Source organism: Mycobacterium sp. PS03-16 (genome assembly GCF_004570325.1).
Taxonomy (GTDB): Bacteria; Actinomycetota; Actinomycetes; order Mycobacteriales; family Mycobacteriaceae; genus Mycobacterium.
The window spans coordinates 92,771-111,174 of the sequence record NZ_SPQO01000018.1; the positions used below are offsets into that span (position 1 = coordinate 92,771).

19 protein-coding genes and 1 tRNA gene are annotated in these 18,404 nt (G+C 69.0%); 12 read left to right on the forward strand and 8 right to left on the reverse strand.

Annotated elements, in window-relative coordinates; translation table 11 throughout:
* Nucleotides 1-68: 68 nt before the first annotated feature.
* Genes E4P42_RS16535 through E4P42_RS16555 form a run of 5 tightly spaced genes read right to left on the reverse strand, consistent with a single transcriptional unit; the run spans nt 69 to nt 4,858 of the window.
* Entirely contained in the window at nt 69-1,295 is a 1,227-nt protein-coding gene (locus E4P42_RS16535; protein ID WP_135127160.1) for a hypothetical protein, read from the reverse strand.
* Nucleotides 1,285-1,719 (reverse strand): carboxymuconolactone decarboxylase family protein, encoded by a 435-nt coding sequence (locus tag E4P42_RS16540; RefSeq protein ID WP_135127161.1) that lies wholly within the window; start codon nt 1,717-1,719, stop codon nt 1,285-1,287. Before E4P42_RS16540 ends, E4P42_RS16535 begins: the two co-directional genes overlap by 11 nt.
* A gap of 4 nt (nt 1,720-1,723) precedes the next feature.
* Entirely contained in the window at nt 1,724-2,587 is an 864-nt protein-coding gene (locus E4P42_RS16545; protein ID WP_135127162.1) for an NAD(P)-dependent oxidoreductase, read from the reverse strand.
* A gap of 31 nt (nt 2,588-2,618) precedes the next feature.
* A complete protein-coding gene (locus tag E4P42_RS16550; RefSeq protein ID WP_135127163.1) occupies nt 2,619-3,380 on the reverse strand; it encodes an SDR family oxidoreductase in 762 nt (253 codons plus the stop codon).
* 8 nt (nt 3,381-3,388) lie between these two features.
* Nucleotides 3,389-4,858 carry an aldehyde dehydrogenase gene (locus tag E4P42_RS16555; protein ID WP_135127164.1) on the reverse strand — a complete coding sequence of 490 codons (1,470 nt, stop codon included), beginning with the start codon at nt 4,856-4,858 and terminating at the stop codon, nt 3,389-3,391.
* 190 nt (nt 4,859-5,048) lie between these two features.
* Between E4P42_RS16555 and E4P42_RS16560 the strand changes: the two genes are divergently transcribed.
* From E4P42_RS16560 to E4P42_RS16600, 9 genes are all read left to right on the forward strand, one after another.
* Nucleotides 5,049-5,633 (forward strand): TetR family transcriptional regulator, encoded by a 585-nt coding sequence (locus E4P42_RS16560; protein ID WP_135127165.1) that lies wholly within the window; start codon nt 5,049-5,051, stop codon nt 5,631-5,633.
* Nucleotides 5,634-5,655: 22 nt separating this feature from the next.
* A complete protein-coding gene (locus tag E4P42_RS16565; protein ID WP_135127166.1) occupies nt 5,656-6,861 on the forward strand; it encodes a cytochrome P450 in 1,206 nt (401 codons plus the stop codon).
* A gap of 11 nt (nt 6,862-6,872) precedes the next feature.
* Nucleotides 6,873-7,697, forward strand: coding sequence for an SDR family oxidoreductase (locus tag E4P42_RS16570; RefSeq protein ID WP_135127167.1), 825 nt, complete (start codon nt 6,873-6,875; stop codon nt 7,695-7,697).
* A complete protein-coding gene (locus E4P42_RS16575; RefSeq protein WP_135127168.1) occupies nt 7,694-9,046 on the forward strand; it encodes a cytochrome P450 in 1,353 nt (450 codons plus the stop codon). Before E4P42_RS16570 ends, E4P42_RS16575 begins: the two co-directional genes overlap by 4 nt.
* A gap of 8 nt (nt 9,047-9,054) precedes the next feature.
* Nucleotides 9,055-9,258 carry a ferredoxin gene (locus E4P42_RS16580; protein ID WP_135127169.1) on the forward strand — a complete coding sequence of 68 codons (204 nt, stop codon included), beginning with the start codon at nt 9,055-9,057 and terminating at the stop codon, nt 9,256-9,258.
* A 6-nt stretch (nt 9,259-9,264) separates the two neighbouring features.
* Entirely contained in the window at nt 9,265-9,819 is a 555-nt protein-coding gene (locus E4P42_RS16585; RefSeq protein WP_135127170.1) for a nuclear transport factor 2 family protein, read from the forward strand.
* A 100-nt stretch (nt 9,820-9,919) separates the two neighbouring features.
* On the forward strand, nt 9,920-11,050 hold the full coding sequence (locus E4P42_RS16590; RefSeq protein ID WP_135127171.1) for an NDMA-dependent alcohol dehydrogenase: 1,131 nt from the start codon (nt 9,920-9,922) through the stop codon (nt 11,048-11,050).
* On the forward strand, nt 11,047-11,466 hold the full coding sequence (locus E4P42_RS16595) for a nuclear transport factor 2 family protein (protein WP_135127172.1): 420 nt from the start codon (nt 11,047-11,049) through the stop codon (nt 11,464-11,466). Before E4P42_RS16590 ends, E4P42_RS16595 begins: the two co-directional genes overlap by 4 nt.
* Nucleotides 11,463-12,302: an SDR family NAD(P)-dependent oxidoreductase gene (locus E4P42_RS16600; protein ID WP_135127183.1), complete on the forward strand. Its 840-nt coding sequence runs from the start codon at nt 11,463-11,465 to the stop codon at nt 12,300-12,302. The genes E4P42_RS16595 and E4P42_RS16600 overlap by 4 nt, the downstream gene beginning before the upstream one ends.
* Before the next feature lies 1 nt (nt 12,303).
* On the opposite strand, the gene E4P42_RS27595 is transcribed toward E4P42_RS16600, so the two are convergent.
* Nucleotides 12,304-14,016, reverse strand: a complete 1,713-nt coding sequence (locus E4P42_RS27595) for a PGRS repeat-containing protein (protein WP_371287045.1) — start codon at nt 14,014-14,016, stop codon at nt 12,304-12,306.
* Nucleotides 14,017-14,308: 292 nt separating this feature from the next.
* On the opposite strand from E4P42_RS27595, the gene E4P42_RS16610 reads away from it, so the two are divergent.
* Nucleotides 14,309-14,713: an HIT family protein gene (locus E4P42_RS16610; protein WP_135127173.1), complete on the forward strand. Its 405-nt coding sequence runs from the start codon at nt 14,309-14,311 to the stop codon at nt 14,711-14,713.
* On the opposite strand, the gene E4P42_RS16615 is transcribed toward E4P42_RS16610, so the two are convergent.
* Together E4P42_RS16615 and E4P42_RS16620 are read right to left on the reverse strand one after the other, a co-directional pair.
* Entirely contained in the window at nt 14,685-16,139 is a 1,455-nt protein-coding gene (locus E4P42_RS16615) for a cell wall metabolism sensor histidine kinase WalK (protein ID WP_135127174.1), read from the reverse strand. The genes E4P42_RS16610 and E4P42_RS16615 overlap by 29 nt on opposite strands.
* Nucleotides 16,140-16,202: 63 nt before the next feature.
* On the reverse strand, nt 16,203-16,922 hold the full coding sequence (locus tag E4P42_RS16620) for a response regulator transcription factor (protein WP_135127175.1): 720 nt from the start codon (nt 16,920-16,922) through the stop codon (nt 16,203-16,205).
* Between the two features lie 94 nt (nt 16,923-17,016).
* Here E4P42_RS16620 and E4P42_RS16625 point away from each other — a divergent pair, with 94 nt between their 5' ends.
* Together E4P42_RS16625 and E4P42_RS16630 are read left to right on the forward strand one after the other, a co-directional pair.
* The gene (locus tag E4P42_RS16625) at nt 17,017-17,748 is read left to right on the forward strand and encodes a hypothetical protein (RefSeq protein WP_135127176.1); all 732 of its coding nucleotides are present in this window, start codon (nt 17,017-17,019) and stop codon (nt 17,746-17,748) included.
* A gap of 28 nt (nt 17,749-17,776) precedes the next feature.
* Nucleotides 17,777-17,848 (forward strand) — tRNA-Thr (locus tag E4P42_RS16630).
* Nucleotides 17,849-18,404: the final 556 nt, after the last annotated feature.

The window sequence follows — 18,404 nt, forward strand, 5'->3', positions numbered from 1 at the left end:
TCGTTGAGACTGCTCACAGATCGCGAAATCCGCCATTGTCGCGATCTGAGTACAGACTCAACGCAGACTCAGACCACCGTCAGCGGCAGCGACCGGCGCGGCTGGAATTCGAAGGCCACCCCGCCGCTGACCCGCACCACGCCCACCTCGGACAGCTCCTTGGCGGGGGTGTCGCGTCGCACCACCCGCGCGGTCCAGTCGGTGTCGCCGCCGGTGACCTCGACGTCGAGGTGCGGGTCGATCGCGGCGGCGGCGGCCCGCAGCGGGCGCACCTCACCGGGATGCACCAGCGCCGGCCACGCCCCGTCCTCGTGCGCGGATGAGCGCTCGACGTGCACGGTGTCGGGACCGAACTCCGCGGTGACGTACGGCGCCGGGTTGAGCATCGGGTGCAGCGCCAGCGTGCGCACCGCACCCTCGATGCCGCCGGGCAGGCCCAACGCGCGGTGGATGCGCTCGGCCGCCACGCCCGCGACGCCGATCAGCTGCTTGGTGCAGATCTCGGTGGCCAATTCGGTGTTGGTCCCGGCCCGCTTGCCGACGGCGATGACGAAGCTGAGGTTGAGCAGGTGCATCTGCAGGCAGACCTCGTCGGCCATGCGGATCAGCGCCGAGCGGGAGAACGCGGCGAAGTCGAAGTCGCTCAGCAGCGGCCCCGAGTAGTCCGCATGCCCCTCGTCCGACGGGTCGATCGGGTCGAGTTCCGTGCGCGCGGCACGCGACCGGCCGACCACCTCGAGCACCGGGTGGTCCTCGACCTCCGGATGCGACTCGTCGATGACGACGGTCCACGCGCAGTGCGGCTGCCGGTCGGCCGGGGTGCGCGGCGGCCGGTGAATCGGCCGGATCTGCGCCCGCCGGTTGGTGGCCACGGCCGTCGCGTCGAACGTCGGATCCTCGATGTCGTGGCACATCCCGCGCACGTAGTCCTCACCCATCGGTTCGACGTCGAGCAGCGCCCCGCAGTGGTCGAGGTGGAATTCGCCGTGCCAGCGGTCGTGCACGGTGTAGCGGAAGTCCATGAACTGCGGTGGGGCGCCGATGTCGAGCTGCAGGCCCTTGAAGATCGTGATCACGTCGACGCCCTCGTATCGCAGCGCCCGCTGCATCCGCCGGGTGTAGATGGGGCTGGCGCCCATCCACTCCTCGATCGCGATCTGCAGCATCTCGTCGCGGCCGAAATTCGCGATGCACCAGGCCATCCCGGACCGGTCGATGAGCTGGCCGATCAAAAACAACTCCGGCACCAGGCGCGCGAGCTCATCCCGCGTCAGGGATTCGAACCTACTGGTCATCGAGTGTGCTTCCCGAGTGCATGTTCAGCGCGGCATTCACATTGGCCTTCTTGTCCTCGCCACTGCCGGCGTTCTTCTTCCGCTGCTTGGCCACCTTGGTGACGACACCGTCGAGTTTGGAGCCCAGCGGGAAGCCAAGGTAGTGGGTGAGGAAGATCGCCATCTCCTTGAGCTCGTCCTCGCTGAGCTCCTCGTTGGCCATCGCGGCGTTGGCCTGGATCTCGGCCAGATCGGTGATGCCCAGGGCCGTCACCACGGTGAGCGTCATGATCCGCTTGTCGCGCATGGACAACCCGGGTCGGTTCCAGATGGTGCCGAACAGGTGGTCGGCGGTCAGAGCGAAGTAGTCGCCGGGCATGTCCGGCATCTCCCAGCCGTACACCTCGTTCATCTTCTCGAGGCCCTTACGGCGCAGTTCGTCCATCAGCTCACTCCTCCTCGCTCGAGGCGACGTGCGGAACACCCAGGCCGTCCGCGAGGTCGCGCAGGGCCACCTCCGCCAGCGGCAGATCGACCGACACCGCCTCGCCGAGGGCCAGGGCCAGGCTCAGGTCCTTCTCCCCCAGCCCCCGGGTGTGCAGGAACATGTCGTAGAGGAAATGGTCGTGGTCGAGCGGGTTCATGTTGTCGCGCACCATGATCGCGCCGGGCCCGCCGGTGAGCGCGTCGGTGTGGCGGACCACCCGGCCCAGCGCCTGGATGTCCAGGCCGGCGTGTTCGGCCAGCCGCATCGCCTCGCAGGCCGCCGCGAACCCGGTGAACGACAGCATGTTGCGGGCCAGCTTCATCCGGGTGCCGGCGCCGGGCTCACCCGCGTAGACGACCATCGACGCCCACTGCTTGAACGCGGGCTTGATCCGCTCGTACACCGCACGGTCGGCGCCGACCATGGTGGCCAGCTCGCCCTTCTCGGCTGCTCCCGCGCCGCCGCTGACCGGCGCGTCGACGATGTGGATGCCCTTGGGGCCGAGGTCGGCGGCGAGCTGTACCGCGGTGTCGGGGCTGATGGTCGAGTGGATCGCGATCACGGTGCCCGGCTTGGCGCGCGGGGCCAGTTCGGCGACGACGCCGCGCACCTGATCGTCGTTGAGCACGGTGATGCTGATGATGTCGGCGGCCGCGACGTCGGCCACGCTGTCGGCCGGCGAGGCCCCCGCCTCGGCCAGCGGTGTCATCGCGTCGGTGCGCACGTCGAACACGATCAGCCCGCCGGGCCAGTTCACCAGCCGCCTGGCCATCGGGGCGCCCATGTTGCCCAGGCCGATGTAGCCGTAGCGCAAGTCGTCGCTCATGTGTGCCCTCCGTTCTTCGCGCAAGCGCTCATCACCGGATGATCTGGCCGCCGTCGACGTTGAAGATCTGTCCGGTGATCCACTTGGCCTGATCCGACAGCAGGAACAGGCACATCCCGACCAGATCCTCGGGCTGCCCCATGCGCGAGAGCGGGATGCCCTTGACGATGTCGGCCACCATCTCCTGCGGCGTGGTGGTGCGGTTGGCCTCGGTGTCGATCGGTCCGGGCGCGATGGCGTTGACCCGGATGTTCTGCCCGCCGAGTTCGGTGGCCAGCTGCTGGGTCAGGCCGTTGATGCCGACCTTGGCCAGCCCGTAGAAGTTCGAGTACAGCCACGCCGCGGTCGAGGACTGGTTGACGATCGCGCCCCCGCCGCGTTTGGCCATCTTGCGGTACACCGCGCGGGTGCACACCAGTGCGCCGTCGAGGTTCACGCTCATGAACTTCTTGTAGTACTCCCAGTCGACGGTGATCAGGAAGTCGAGCTTCATCCCGCCGAAGATCGCCGCATTGTTGACCAAATAGTCGATGCCGCCGAACTCCGACAGCGTCTGCGCCGCCATCTCTTTGGCGGAATCGGGATCGGAGACGTCGACACGTACCGCCAGCGCGTTTCCGCCCTCGCCGGTGATGCCGTCGGCCACCTTCTGCGCACCCTCGACGTTGATGTCGGCCACCACCACCGCGGCGCCCTCCCGCGCCAGCGCCTCCGCGTACGCCTGGCCGATCCCGCCGCCCGCGCCGGTGACGATCGCGACCTTGTCCTTGAAGTCGTCGCCGTAGTTGACCATCCGCGCTCCTAGTTCGCTGCCGTGGCAATGAGTTTGATCTCGGTGTACTCCTCGAAACCGGCGACGCCCATCTCGCGGCCGATCCCGGACTGCTTGTAGCCGCCGAACGGCGCATCCGCCGAGTACCAGATGCCGCCGTTGACACTGACGGTGCCGACCCGCAGCCGGGCCGCCACCGCCTGCGCACGGTCGTCGTCGCCGCTGAACACCGTGCCGGACAGTCCGTAGGGCGAGTCGTTGGCGATGCGCACCGCGTCGTCGTCGCCGTCGTGGGCGATCACGGTGAGCACCGGGCCGAAGATCTCCTCACGGGCCACCCGCGCGTCGTTGGTGAGCCCGGCGATCACCGTCGGCTCGATGAAGAAGCCGGTGTCGCGGTCGGCGGGACGGCCTCCGCCGCAGGCGAACCGGCCGCCTTCGACCAATGCCAGGTCGAGATAGCCCTGGATGCGGTCGCGCTGGCGCGCAGAGATCACCGGACCGCAGACGGTGCGCTTGCTCGTCGGGTCACCCGGCGCGAGTGAGCCCATGGTGGCCGCGGCGACCGCCACTGCGTCCTCGTAAACGGCCCTCGGCACCACCAGGCGGGTGGTGATCGCACAGCCCTGTCCCGCGTGCATCGCGGCGGTGAACGCGGCCATCGAGCAGGCTCCGGCCAGGTCGGCGTCGTCGAGCACCAGGAACGCCGACTTGCCGCCGAGTTCGAGGAACACCTTCTTGATGGTGGCGGCCGCATCGGTCATCACCGCACGGCCGGTGGCGGTCGACCCGGTGAACGACACCATGTCCACCCGCGGGTCCTGCGACAGCATCGCGCCGACCGCGTGGTCGCTGGAGGTGACGACGTTGATGACGCCCGGCGGGAAATCGGTGTGCTCGGCGACGATCTCGCCGACCGCGGCCGCGCACCACGGGGTGTCGGGCGCCGGCTTGAGGATCAGCGTGTTGCCCGCCGCCAGCGCGGGGCCGACCTTGGCGAGGTTGATCTGATGCGGGAAATTCCACGGGGTGATCGCGCCGACGACGCCGACGGCCTCGCGGGCGAGTGTGCGCCGGGTCGGAATGCCCTGCGGTGTCGCATGACCGAGGTCGGTGCGCCACTGATAGGACTCCGCGGTGTCGGCGGCGAAGGTCAGGTCCTCGATGGGGCCTTCCAGTTGCGCACCGGAGGTGAGCATGCGCGGTGCGCCGACCTCGGCGATGGTCAGGTCGCGCAGTTCCTCGACGTGCTCGCGCAGCGCGTCTTTGAGCTGGCGCAGGCAGCGCACCCGCAGTGCGGTGTTGATGGACCAGTCGGTGTCGTCGAACGCCGCCCGGGCGGCCTCGATCGCACGATTCATATCGCCGGCGTCGGCGTCGGCGGCGACGCCGAGCACCTCCTCGGTGGCCGGGTTCACCGTGGGGAACGTGCCCCCGCTGCCGGTGACCAGCTTGCCGTCGACGAGCAGACGGCTCTCGCGATCGTCCAGGATCGGCATCCTTGGCTCCACTTCCCACGCTCACTGGACAACTGTCCGGATCAGGTGAGTCGAACATAGACCGCACGCGATACGGGTGGCAAGCAGTCCCGGCGCGGTCCGCGGGCCCGCTCGCGGACAGATGGCCGATGATCTGCGATTTCACTGCCGCCGCTTGCCCCGGACCCGGGGCGTCGCCTACGTTGGACATGTGTCCAGCGAGCCCGTGGTCGCGATCACAGAGACGCCGCGCAACCGGCGGCAGGAGGAGACCTTCCGCAAGGTGCTCACCGCCGGTGTGGAGATGCTGCGCGAATCGTCCTATGCCGACCTCACCGTCCGGGCGGTGGCCGCGCGGGCGAAGGTCGCACCTGCCACCGCCTACACCTACTTCTCGTCGAAGAATCATCTGATCGCCGAGGTGTACCTGGACCTCATCCGGCAGGTGCCGTACTTCACCGACGTGAACGACAGCCTGCTGACACGGGTGGACAAGGCCCTGCGCAGCATGACGCTGATGCTGGCCGACGAACCCGAGGTGGCGGCCGCCTGCACCACCGCGCTGCTGAGCAACAGCGACGCCGCGGTGCGCACGGTGCGCGACCGGATCGGCGCCGAGATCCACAAGCGCATCACCTCCGCAATCGGCCCCGGCGCGGATGCGCGCAAGGTGTCGGCGCTGGAGATGACCTTCTTCGGTGCGCTGGTCAACGCCGGCAGCGGCGCGTTCACCTATCACCAGATCGCCGACCGCCTCAGCTACGTGGTGGGGCTCGTCCTCGGAGAGGACCGATGAGCAGAAGCCTGGGAGACGACCATTGACCGTGACTGACCTGGTTCTCGACCCGTACGACTACGACTTCCACGAGGACCCGTACCCGTACTACCGGCGGCTGCGCGACGAGGCCCCGCTGTACCGCAACGACAAGCTCGGCTTCTGGGCGCTGAGCCGGCACCAGGACGTGCTGCAGGGGTTCCGCAACAGCACCACGCTGTCCAACAAGTACGGCGTTTCGCTCGACCCGGTGTCCCGCGGACCGCACGCCGCGAAGACCATGTCGTTCCTCGCGATGGACGACCCTGCGCATCTGCGCCTGCGCACGCTGGTCTCCAAGGGATTCACCCCGCGCCGCATCCGCGAGCTCGAACCGCGGGTCACCGAGCTGACGGTCAAACACCTCGACACGATGCTCGAGAAGGCCGGTGACGGCACCGTCGACTACGTTGCCGAATTCGCCGGCAAACTCCCGATGGACGTCATCTCCGAGCTGATGGGCGTCCCGGAAGCCGACCGTGACCGCATCCGGGCGCTGGCCGACGGGGTGATGCACCGCGACGACGGCGTCACCGACGTCCCCGCCGAAGCGGTGGAGGCATCACTCAACCTGATCGTCTACTACCAGGACATGGTCGCCGAGCGCCGCAAGACCCTCACCGACGACCTGACCTCGGCGCTGCTGGAGGCCGAGATCGACGGTGACCGGCTCACCGACGAGGAAGTGCTCGGCTTCATGTTCCTGATGGTCATCGCCGGCAACGAGACCACCACCAAACTGCTGGCCAACGCCGCGTTCTGGGGCCATAGGAATCCCGATCAGCTCGCACCGGTTTACGAGGATCTCTCGACGGTCCCGCTGTGGGTCGAGGAGACGCTGCGCTACGACACCTCCAGCCAGATCCTGGCCCGCACGGTCGTCGGTGAGCTCACGCTCTACGACACCCGCATCCCCGACGGCGACGTCCTGCTCCTGCTGCCCGGGTCGGCGCACCGCGACGAGCGGGTCTTCGACCACCCCGACGAGTACCGCATCGGTCGTGAGATCGGTTCCAAGCTGATGAGTTTCGGCAGCGGTGCACATTTCTGCCTCGGCGCCCACCTGGCCCGCATGGAAGCCCGGGTGGCCCTGACCGAGCTCTTCCGGCGAATCCGCGGATACGAGGTCGACGAGGCCAACGCCGTCCGCGTCCACTCGAGCAATGTCCGCGGATTCGCCCACCTTCCCATCAAAGTCCAGATCCGCTGAGGGGTCGCCAGATGCCACGTTTCGCACCACTTCCCGAGCGCCGGCCGGTGATCGTCGCCGGCGCCTCCTCCGGGATCGGGGAGGCCACCGCGATCGAACTCGCCGCCCACGGCTTCCCCGTCGCGTTGGGCGCCCGGCGCGTGGAGAAGCTGGCCGACCTGGTCGGCAAGATCGAGGCCGACGGCGGTGAGGCCGTCGGCTTCCACCTCGACGTGACAGATCCGAACTCGGTGAAGGCGTTTGTGGCACAGTCGGTCGAGGCGCTGGGTGACATCGAGATTCTGGTGGCCGGCGCCGGTGACACCTACTTCGGCAAGCTCGCCGAAATCACCACCGACGAGTTCGAGTCCCAGTTGCAGATCCACCTCGTCGGTGCCAACCGGCTGGCAGCCGCCGTGCTGCCGGGCATGCTCGAGCGCCGGCGCGGCGACCTCATTTTCGTCGGCTCCGACGTCGCGCTGCGGCAGCGCCCGCACATGGGTGCCTACGGAGCCGCGAAAGCCGCGCTGGTCGCCATGGTGAACAACTTCCAGATGGAGCTGGAGGGCACCGGGGTACGCGCCTCGATCGTGCACCCCGGCCCGACCAAGACGTCGATGGGCTGGAGCCTGCCCGCCGAGAAGATCGGTCCGGCACTGGAGGACTGGGCCAAGTGGGGGCAGGCCCGCCACGACTACTTCCTGCGGGCGAGCGATCTCGCCCGCGCGATCACATTCGTCGCCGAGACGCCGCGCGGCGGGTTCATCGCCAACATGGAACTGCAACCCGAGGCACCGTTGGTCGATGTCAAAGACCGTCAACAGCTCAAGCTGGGACCGGAGGGGATGCCGTCATGACCGCACTCAAAGAGGTGCAGCGGGTTTCCGGTGGCGAGGAGGAACACGGCCACCTCGAGGAGTTCCGCACCGACCCGATCGGCCTCATGCAGCGGGTCCGCGAGGAGTGCGGGGACGTCGGCTGGTTCCAGCTCGTCGACAAGCACGTGATCCTGCTGTCTGGCGCGCAGGCCAACGAGTTCTTCTTCCGGTCCGCCGACGAGGATCTCGATCAGGCCGAGGCGTATCCGTTCATGACGCCCATCTTCGGCAAGGGCGTGGTGTTCGACGCCAGCCCCGAGCGGCGCAAGGAGATGCTGCACAACTCGGCGCTGCGCGGTGAGCACATGAAGAGCCACGCCGCCACCATCGAGGGCGAGGTCAAGAAGATGATCGCCGACTGGGGCGACGAGGGCGAGATCGAGCTGCTCGACTTCTTCGCCGAGCTGACCATCTACACCTCGACGGCGTGCCTGATCGGCCTGAAGTTCCGCGAGCAGCTCGACCACCGCTTCGCCGAGTACTACCACGAGCTCGAACGCGGCACCGATCCGCTGTGTTACGTGGATCCCTACCTGCCGATCGAGAGCTTCCAGCGCCGCGACGAGGCACGCGTGAAACTCGTTGCGCTGGTGCAGGAGATCATGACCCAGCGGCTCGCCAATCCGCCCAGGGACAAGGCCGACCGCGACATGCTCGACGTGCTGGTGTCGATCAAGGACGACGACGGCAACCCGCGGTTCTCCGCCGACGAGGTCACCGGCATGTTCATCTCGCTGATGTTCGCCGGGCACCACACCAGCTCCGGCACGTCGTCGTGGACGCTGATCGAGCTGATCCGCCACCCCGAGGTGTACGCCGAGGTGCAGGCAGAACTCGATGAGCTCTATGCCGACGGGCAGGAGGTGAGTTTCCACGCACTGCGCCAGATCCCGAAGCTGGACAACGTCGTCAAGGAGACCCTGCGCCTGCATCCCCCGCTGATCATCCTCATGCGGGTGGCCCAGGGCGAGTTCGAGGTCGAGGGCTATCCGATCCACAAGGGCGATTTCGTCGCCGCGTCACCGGCGATCTCCAACCGGATCCCCGAGGACTTCCCCGACCCCGATGCGTTCCAGCCGGACCGCTACAACAAGCCCGAACAGGCCGACGTGGTCAACCGGTGGACGTGGATCCCGTTCGGCGCGGGTCGTCACCGCTGCGTGGGGGCGGCGTTCGCCACCATGCAGATCAAGGCGATCTTCTCGGTCCTGCTGCGGGAGTATGAATTCGAGATGGCGCAGCCGGCGGACAGCTATCGCAACGATCACTCGAAGATGGTCGTTCAGCTCGAGCGGCCGGCCAAGGTGCGCTACCGCAAGCGGGTCTAGGCGTCGTCATGGGATTCCGGATCGAAGTCGACATCGACCTGTGCCAGGGCCACGCCATGTGCGAGCTCGAGGCGCCCGACTACTTCCGCGTACCCAGGCGCGGACAGGTCGAGATCCTCAAAAGCGAAGTCCCCGAGGAGGACCGCGCCGAGGTCGAACAAGCCGTGTGGGCGTGTCCCACGCAAGCACTGTCCATCAAAGAAGAGGATTGAGTGAAGATGCCGGCATTTCCCCGCGAACAGCTCGACGACTGGGTGCAGCGGTGGCTGCAGGTCAACCGCGACGCCGAGAAGGCCGGCGACTGGAAGCCGCTGGCCGACTTCTACGCCGACGACGCCACCTACGGCTGGAACATCGGTCCCAAAGAGGACGTGATGTGCATCGGCATCGAGGAGATCCGCGACATCGCCCTCGGGCTGGAGATGGCCGGTCTGGAAGGCTGGAAATACCCCTACCAGAAGGTGATCATCGACGACCGGATCGGCGAGATCGTCGGCTTCTGGAAGCAGGTCGTCACCGACCCGGACAACCCGGGGGGCGGCGAGCGGGAGATCTACGGGATCGGCGGCAGCTGGTTCCGGCTCAACGGGAACCTCAAGATCGAGTGGCAGCGCGACTTCTTCGATTTCGGCCACGTGCAGAAGCTGTACCTCGACCTGATGAAGGACGGGAAGCTGTCGGCGGGCATGCAGAAGCGCATCGAACGCAGCCTGGCCGGGGAGAAGCTGCCCGGCTACTACCCCCTCGGCCAATCCCCCGTCCCGATCTGGTGACGGCCGACGGAACTGTGTACTTTGACACCCGTCGAGTGGTGATGAGACCTACGTCACTACTCTGGTGCACACGGATCTCCTCACGGAAAGCAGGACGAGCATGAAGACCAAAGGCGCTCTCATCTGGGAGTTCAACCAACCGTGGTCGATCGAGGAGATCGAGATCGGTGATCCGGTCAAGGACGAGGTCAAGATCCAGATGGAAGCCTCGGGCATGTGCCACTCCGACCACCACCTGGTGACCGGCGGCATCCCGATGGGCGGCTTCCCGGTCCTGGGCGGCCACGAGGGCGCCGGCATCGTGACCGAGGTGGGACCCGGCGTGGAGGATCTCGCCCCCGGCGACCACGTCGTACTGTCGTTCATCCCGTCGTGCGGCCGCTGCCCGTCATGTCAGGCCGGGATGCGCAACCTGTGCGATCTGGGCGCCGGGCTGCTCGGCGGGCAGGCGGTCTCCGACGGCACCTTCCGCATCCAGGCCAAGGGTCAGCCGGTCTTCCCGATGACGCTGCTGGGCACGTTCTCGCCCTACATGGTGGTGCACAAGAGCTCGGTGGTGAAGATCGACCCGTCGATCCCGTTCGAGGTGGCCTGCCTGGTGGGCTGCGGTGTGACCACCGGCTACGGCTCGGCCACCCGCACCGCCGACATCCGGCCCGGTCAGGACGTCGCGGTGATCGGCGTCGGCGGCGTCGGCATGTCGGCGCTGCAGGGTGCGGTCAACGCCGGCGCCCGGTACATCTTCGTCGTCGAGCCGGTCGACTGGAAGCGCGACGCCGCGCTGAAGTTCGGCGCCACCCACGTCTACCCCGACATGGAGACCGCGATGGCCGGCATCGCGGAGGTCACCTGGGGCCTGATGGCGCACAAGGTGATCGTCACCGTCGGTGAGCTGCACGGCGCCGACATCGACAACTACCTGAACATGACGGCCAAGGGCGGCACCTGCGTCGCCACGGCCATCGGCAGCCTGCTCGACACCCAGGTCACGCTGAACCTGGCGATGCTCACGCTGATGCAGAAGAACCTGCAGGGCACCATCTTCGGCGGCGGCAACCCGCACTACGACATCCCGCAGCTACTGTCGATGTACAAGGCAGGCAAGCTCAACCTCGATGACATGATCACCCGCCAGTACAAGCTGGAGCAGATCAACGAGGGCTACTCCGACATGCTGGAGGGCAAGAACATTCGCGGCGTCATCCGCTACACGGACGACGACCGCGGATGACCACGGTCGAGGAGACGCCTGCGGTCGCGGCGTCGCAGGCGTCGTGGCGGTGCGTGCAGTCCGGGGATCGCGAGGGCTGGCTGGCACTGATGGCCGACGACGTGGTCGTGGAAGACCCGATCGGGCAGGCCGTCACGAACCCGGACGGCAACGGGGTCCGCGGTAAGGAAGCGCTCGCCGCGTTCTACGACGCGAACATCGGCCCGAACACGTTGACGGTGACGTGCGAGGAACGGTTTCCCTCGAGCTCCCCGACCGAGATCGCCTACATCCTGGTGCTGCGCACCGAATTCCCGAACGGGTTCGTGGCCACGGTCCGCGGCGTGTTCACCTACCGCGTCAACGACGCCGGGCTGATCACGAACCTGCGCGGCTACTGGAACATGGACGCGATGACGTTCAGCGAGGGCAACTGACCGGCGCCGTCGTCGTCGGTGGATCCCGCGGCGTCGGGCTCGCGGTCGCCGAACTTCTTGCCGCCCAGGGCTTCGGCGTGGTGGTCAACGGCCGCGACGCCGACACCGTGGCCACGGCGGCCGAACGGGTCGGCGGCATCGGGATGGCCGGGTCACCGGCCGACCCGGCGGTCGCCGATGCGCTGATCGACCGCTGCGTCGACGAGTTCGGGCGCATCGACGCACTGGTCAACTGCGCCGGCACCGCGGAGCCGCCCGGGTCGTCGATCCTGACCGTGACCTCCGCCCTGTTCCGCGAACTGCTCGACGCCCACCTCGGCACGGTGTTCGAGACGTGCCGGGCGGCGGCGCCGCGGATGGTCGCCCAGGGCGGCGGCGCGATCGTCAACACCAGCTCGTTCGCGTTCCTCGGCGACTACGGCGGCACGGGATATCCGGCGGGTAAGGGCGCGGTGAACGCGCTGACGCTGGCGCTCGCCGCGGAACTGCACGAGCGCGGTGTGCGCGCCAACGTTGTGTGTCCGGGCGCCAAGACGCGGCTGTCCACCGGTCCGCAGTACGAGGCGCACATCGCCGAGCTGAACCGGCGCGGGCTGCTCGACGACGTCAGCATGCGGGGCGCGCTGGACGCGGCACCGCCCGAGTACGCCGCGCCGACGTACGCGTACCTGGTCAGCGACGCCGCCCGCGACATCACCGGCAGGATCTTCATCGCGGCCGGTGGCTTCGTCGGCGAATTCCCGCGCCCCACACCTGATTTCCTCGCGTTCCGCGACCATCACGACTCACCGCCGTGGGCCGTCGAAGAGCTGCGCGGGGTGATCTCCCCGCGCTGACTCACCCGCCGCTGTCGGTCTGCGCGCCGGCGCCGGGCTGGCCGTCGGCGCCGTCCGTCGCGCCGCTTCCACCTTGCCCGCCGGCGCCCCCTGTGCCGCCCTCGCCACTTCCCGGCCCGCCATTGCCGCCGCCGCCACCGGTGCCCAGCGGGGCGTTGCCGCCGCGGCCACCCTGGCCACCGTCGCCATTACCGAGCAGGGAGAAACCCTCACCGCCGTCACCGCCCCTGCCGCCGGTTCCGGTGACGGCGTCTCCGCCGGCACCGCCGTCACCGCCGGAGCCATCATCGATGTCGATACCGAGCCCGCCGTGGCCGCCGTCACCGCCGTCACCGAGGAGGCCCGCATCGCCTCCCGCGCCCCCATTGCCGCCCAAGTTGGAGCGGATGCCGCGCTCGTAGTCGACGCCGCCTCCGTCGCCGCCCGCACCACCGTCGCCGCTGAGCAGACCTCCTCGGCCGCCCGTACCGCCGTCACCGCCGATGCCGTTCGAGTACTGGAGCGAGCCGATGCCGCCCGCGCCACCGGCGCCGCCGTTGCCGAGGAGCCCGGCGTCACCGCCCGCGCCGCCGTGGCCGGCCGTTTGGGCGACGCTCAGGTCTTCGCCGAGCATGAGCAGAGAGCCACCGGCACCGCCGGATCCGCCGTCACCGGCCAGCAGGCCACCGTTGCCCCCGTCGCCGCCGTTCTGCGCCGATACCGCTGTCCGGCCGTCCGCGTCACCGGCTGCACCACCATTGCCGCCGACACCCAGCAGCCCCGCATCGCCGCCGGCACCACCGGCACCGCCGAACGCGTCGCCGCGCACGGATCGCGCCGACCCGCCGATGCCACCTGCGCCCCCGTTGCCCTGGATGAGGCCACCCGATCCGCCGGCCCCGCCCGAGCCGGCGTATGCATCTCTCTGGAATACGAGCGCCGTCACGATCCCGCCGTCGCCGCCCGCTCCTCCGTTCCCGAACAGACCCGCGTTGCCGCCCCGGCCACCCGTACCGCCGAACCCGTCACGATCGAGGCTCGCAAAGTCGAGGCCGCCCATGCCGCCGTCCCCGCCGTTGCCCGCGATCCACCCGCCGCGACCGCCATTGCCGCCGGCCTGTTCGCGGACCCCCATGCCGCCCGCGCCGCCGTTGCCGAACAGGCCGGCGCTGCCGCCGTCGCCGCCGCGCATGCCCAGCTCGTTGCCGTCACCGCCGTTACCGCCGTCACCGAACAGGAACCCGCCGTTGCCGCCCTTCTGGCCGGGCGCACCGTCGGCGCCGTTGCCGATGAGCAGACCGCCGTTCTGTCCCGGCAGCACGCCGTCGCCGATGAGCAGGCCTCCGGGTCCGACCAGCGGCCGCAACAGTGGATTCGTCGACGGGGCGAAGTCGAACGTGACGCGTGCCGCCGGTCGCTCGCCGCCTGACGCATCGAGAGACTGGGCGAGCGACAGGATCAGCGCATCTGCCTCCGACGGTGCGGTCGGCCACGCGAGAAGACCCGTCTCTGAGACGGTTTCGCGTGACGCCGTCGGGTCGCTCGCCGACGGCTGTCCGGCACGTGCAGGCATCACCGCGACGGCCGAGCCGAACAGGGCGACCGGTTCGGCGTCCGCGCTCGACACGGCGACACCACCGGTCGGCGCCGGCGCCGGCGTGCCGCTGACCGGCGTGACGCCGGCCGATGTGGCGGCGGCCGCGATCGGTTCTGCGGCTCCCGCCAGCAGTGGCACGGGTGTGCGGGGCGCGTCCTGGTCGGGAGCGGCGGCGGCCGCCGCGGCGATCACGCCAACGGCCAGGGCAGCAGTAGCAGTCGTCTTCCTGGTGCTCGGACTCACCGGGCGCCACCTCTCTGGACACGGGGCGGCGGCGAAGGAGATGCGACGCCATTCAGTTGCAGTCGGCAGAATTTACCTGGCCGACAATCCCACGCACAATGATCGCTAGCGAAGGCAATGATCCGCTGATCAAGCAGGTCAAGATCGCTGTCGGGAGCCGGCGCCGCGTTCACTATGCTCGAAGCCCATGGCGACCGTCTTCACGAAGATCATCAACGGGGAACTGCCGGGCCGTTTCGTCTACGAGGACGACGACGTCGTCGCCTTCCTCACCATCGCGCCGATGACACAGGGCCACACGCTGGTGGTGCCGCGCGCCGAGATCGACCAGTGGCAGGGCATCGAACCCGCCGTGTTCGGCCGCGTCATGGAGGTCGCGCAGCTGATCGGCAGGGCCGTGGTCAAGGCGTTCCCCGCCGAGCGCGCCGGCCTCATCATCGCCGGACTCGAGGTGCCGCACCTGCACGTGCACGTGTTCCCGGCCCGCGATCTGGCGGACTTCGGCTTCGCCAACGTCGACAACAACCCGTCGCCGGAATCGCTGGACGAGGCGCAGGCCAAGATCAAGCAGGCGCTCGCCGAGATCCGTTGACGCGGATCGTTTCCCGTTCCGGCGGTTCGGTGACCCGCGGGATGGTGACGGTGAACCGGCAACCTTCACCGGGCGCGGTGGTCACCCGCACCTGACCCGCGTGGGCACGGACCAGCGAGTCCACGATCGACAGCCCCAGCCCGGTCCCGCCACTCTCGCGCGCCCGCGACGAATCGGTGCGGTAGAAGCGTTCGAATACCCGCAGCGCGTCGTCCTGGCTCATCCCCGGCCCCTCGTCGCGCACCTCGAGGACCGCGTCGCCGTCATCGGTGCCGACCCGCACCGTGATCCCCGCCGACGGCGGGGTGTGCTGGAGCGCGTTCGCCACCAGATTGCCCAGCACCTGACGCAGCCGCGCCTCGTCGCCGAGCACCTCGGGGGTGCCTGGCCCGTCGAGCACCTCCAAGGTGATGGTCCGCTGCGGCGCGATGGACCGGGCATCGTGCACCGCGTCGGTGGCCAGCGCCAGCAGGTCGACGCGGTGCCGGTCCAGCGGGCGCTGCGCATCGAGGCGGGCCAGCAGCAGCAGGTCGTCCACCAGCAGCCCCATCCGCCGGGACTCACTCTCGATGCGGCTCATCAGCATCTCGACGTCACGGGCGGCGCCCTGCCGGTACAGCTCGGCGAATCCGCGGATGGTGGTCAGCGGCGTCCGCAACTCGTGGCTGGCGTCGGTGATGAAGCGGCGCATCCGCTCCTCGGAGGTCCGGGCGTCGGCCGCCGAGGACTCCGACGACGCCACCGCCCGCTGGATCTGCGCGAGCATCCCGTTGAGCGCCAACGACAGCCGGCCCACCTCGGTGCGCGGATCGCGCTGCGGCACACGGCGGTCGAGCTGGCCGGCGGCGATGGCGGCCGCGGTCTCCTCGACCTCGGTCAGCGGGCGCAGGCTGCGGTGCACCATCGCGTACCCGGCGACGCCGAGCACCAGCAGGACCGCGGCGCCGATCCCGGCCTGTGACCAGACGAGCGCCCGGACGGTGGACTGGACGTCGGACAGGTCGATCGCGACGGTGGTGCGCTGACCGTCCGGACCCTCGATCGTCATAGCCCGCCATTGGACGTTGGAGTGATCGACCGATCCGACCGTGACCGGTTCGGCGCCGACGTTGTTGTCGGGGGGCAGCACCGGTTCGGCCTCGCGGTCGTTCACCGCGGTCCACATGTGCCCGTCGGGCGTGGTGCCGCGGACGTAGAAGTCCGACGGCGGCCGGGCCGGGTTGGGTCCGCTGACCGGGACGGCGGGGATCTGCCGCGGGGCCTGCGCCCAGCTGCGGGAGGCGTCGAGCAGCGACTGGTCGACGCGGCTCTCCAGGGAGTGCCGCATGATCGAGGTGACCGCGATGCCGGAGGCCAGTAGCCCGAACGCCACCAGCACCAACGCCGCGGCGACCAGACCGACGCGCAGGGGCAGGCCCCGACGCACTACCGCAGCTCTCGGCTCTTCGCGCAAGCGCTCATCGGCGCCCTCGGCTCTTCGCGCAAGCGCTCATCGCGGCTCCCGGAGGACGTACCCCACCCCGCGCAGCGTGTGCAGCAGCCGCTTGTCCCCGGTGTCGATCTTGCGGCGCAGGTAGGACACGTAGGACTCGACGACGTTGACGTCACCGCCGAAGTCGTAGCGCCAGACGTGGTCGAGGATCTTCGGTTTCGACAGCACCGTGCCCGCGTTGATGATGAAGTACCGCAGCAGCGTGAACTCGGTCGGCGAGAGCGACACCGGCTCGCCGGCTTTCCACACCTCGTGGGTGTCCTCGTCGAGTTCGATGTCGGCGAAACGCAGCCGAGACGTCTTCGGCTCCTCTGCGCCGTGACCGGTGCGACGCAGGATCACCCGCAAACGTGCGACGACCTCCTCGAGGCTGAACGGTTTGGTGACGTAGTCGTCGCCGCCGAGGGTCAGCCCGGCGATCTTGTCCTGCAGCGAGTCGCGGGCGGTCAGGAACAGCGCCGGCGCGTCGATGCCGTCGGCGCGCAGCCGGCGCAGCAGCCCGAACCCGTCCATCCCGGGCATCATCACGTCGAGGATCACCGCGTCCGGGCGCACGTCGCGCGCCTTGTCGAGGGCGGCGGCGCCGTCGGCGGCGGTATGCACCTCGAAGCCCTGGAACTTCAGGCTCACCGACAGCAGTTCGACGATGTTGGCCTCGTCGTCGACGACGAGCACGCGCGCTTCGGGGGTGGTGTCCTGAACTGCTGCCATGGCCATGTCATCAATGTCCTCCCCCGCGCTGGGAGCAACGCTGCGGGTTGACTGTGAGATTTCTGTGAGTCCATGGTTGCACTGTCCATAGACTGTTGCGATGGATCTCGGCAAGAACCTGGTGCAGCTCGCGACCATGCCGGCACGGGTCGGCCTGGCCTTCGCCGAGACGGGTCTGGAGGTTGCCAACGGCGCCCTGGGGCTGGCCAAGTCCACGCTCGGGGAGACCGACTCGACGGTCAGCATCCGCTCCGGTGGCTTCGCCCAGATGCTGGGCATCGACGACGCCGTGGAACGCGCCAACCGCCTGGCCCGCCTGATGGACCCCGACCAGCCGCTCGGGCGCGCGCTGGAACCCGGCGGCCCGATCGACCGGCTGCTGCAGCCCGGTGGCGTCGTCGACCGGTTGACGGCGCCCGGCGGGGTGCTCGACCGGCTGACCCAGGAGGACGGCGGGCTGATGCGCGCCATCGAGCCCGGCGGCCTGGTCGATCAACTGCTCGACGAGGAGGGTCTGGTGGAGCGGCTGCTGGCCGAGGACGGCATCGCCGATCGGCTCCTGGCCGAGGGCGGGCTGATCGACAAGCTGACCGCCCGCAACGGCCCGCTGGAGCAGCTCGCCGACGTCGCCGACACCCTCAACCGCCTGACCCCCGGCCTCGAGGCGCTGGCGCCCACGGTCGAGGCGCTGCGCGAGGCCGTTATCACGCTCAGCCAGGTGGTCAACCCGCTGAGCAACATCGCCGACCGCATCCCGCTTCCCGGCCGCCGCGTCGGCCGCCGCACCACCAGCCCGGTGCGCTCACAGCGTGTGATCGACATGCCCGAGTGACCGGATAAACTCTCAAGCCGTTCGACCCGCCTCCTTAGCTCAGTGGTAGAGCAACGCACTTGTAATGCGTAGGTCGTCAGTTCAATCCTGACAGGGGGCTCTACTACGTCACACCCCTTGGGGGTTGGCTGCGCCTACTGACGGGTAATCTCCGCCCGTGCTTAATGGAGACGGACTGACCGTCATCGACGCGTGCCACGGCTGTGGCTATCCGCGGCTCGGGCCCGGTCTGTGCGCCCCGTGCCAGTCCGTCACCGCCTCGCCGTTCGGCTGGCCGACCTCCCAGTTTGAGGACCGACTCACCGGGTAGGTGTGGCTTCGACCGCGAGCGACGACGCCGAGTCGCGCCCAGCGCCGACAGGAAGAAGCCAGCATGTCACCGAACTCCTCGCAAAGTCCCTCTCGTCGCCGGTGGTCAACCGCCCTCGGGATCGGTGCGGCCACCCTCGTCGCGCCGCTGGCCGTCGCCTGCGGCAGCGGTGAGGAAGGCGGCGAGACGACGTCGACCACCCCCAGCACCTCCACCACGTCGGCGACCACACCGAGCACTACGCCTCCGGCCACCACACCTGCAGCGCCCGGCGCTCCGGCCGATACCGGCGCCCCCGCGGCACCCGGCGCACCTGCCGCGCCCGGCGCGGGCGCACCTGCAGATC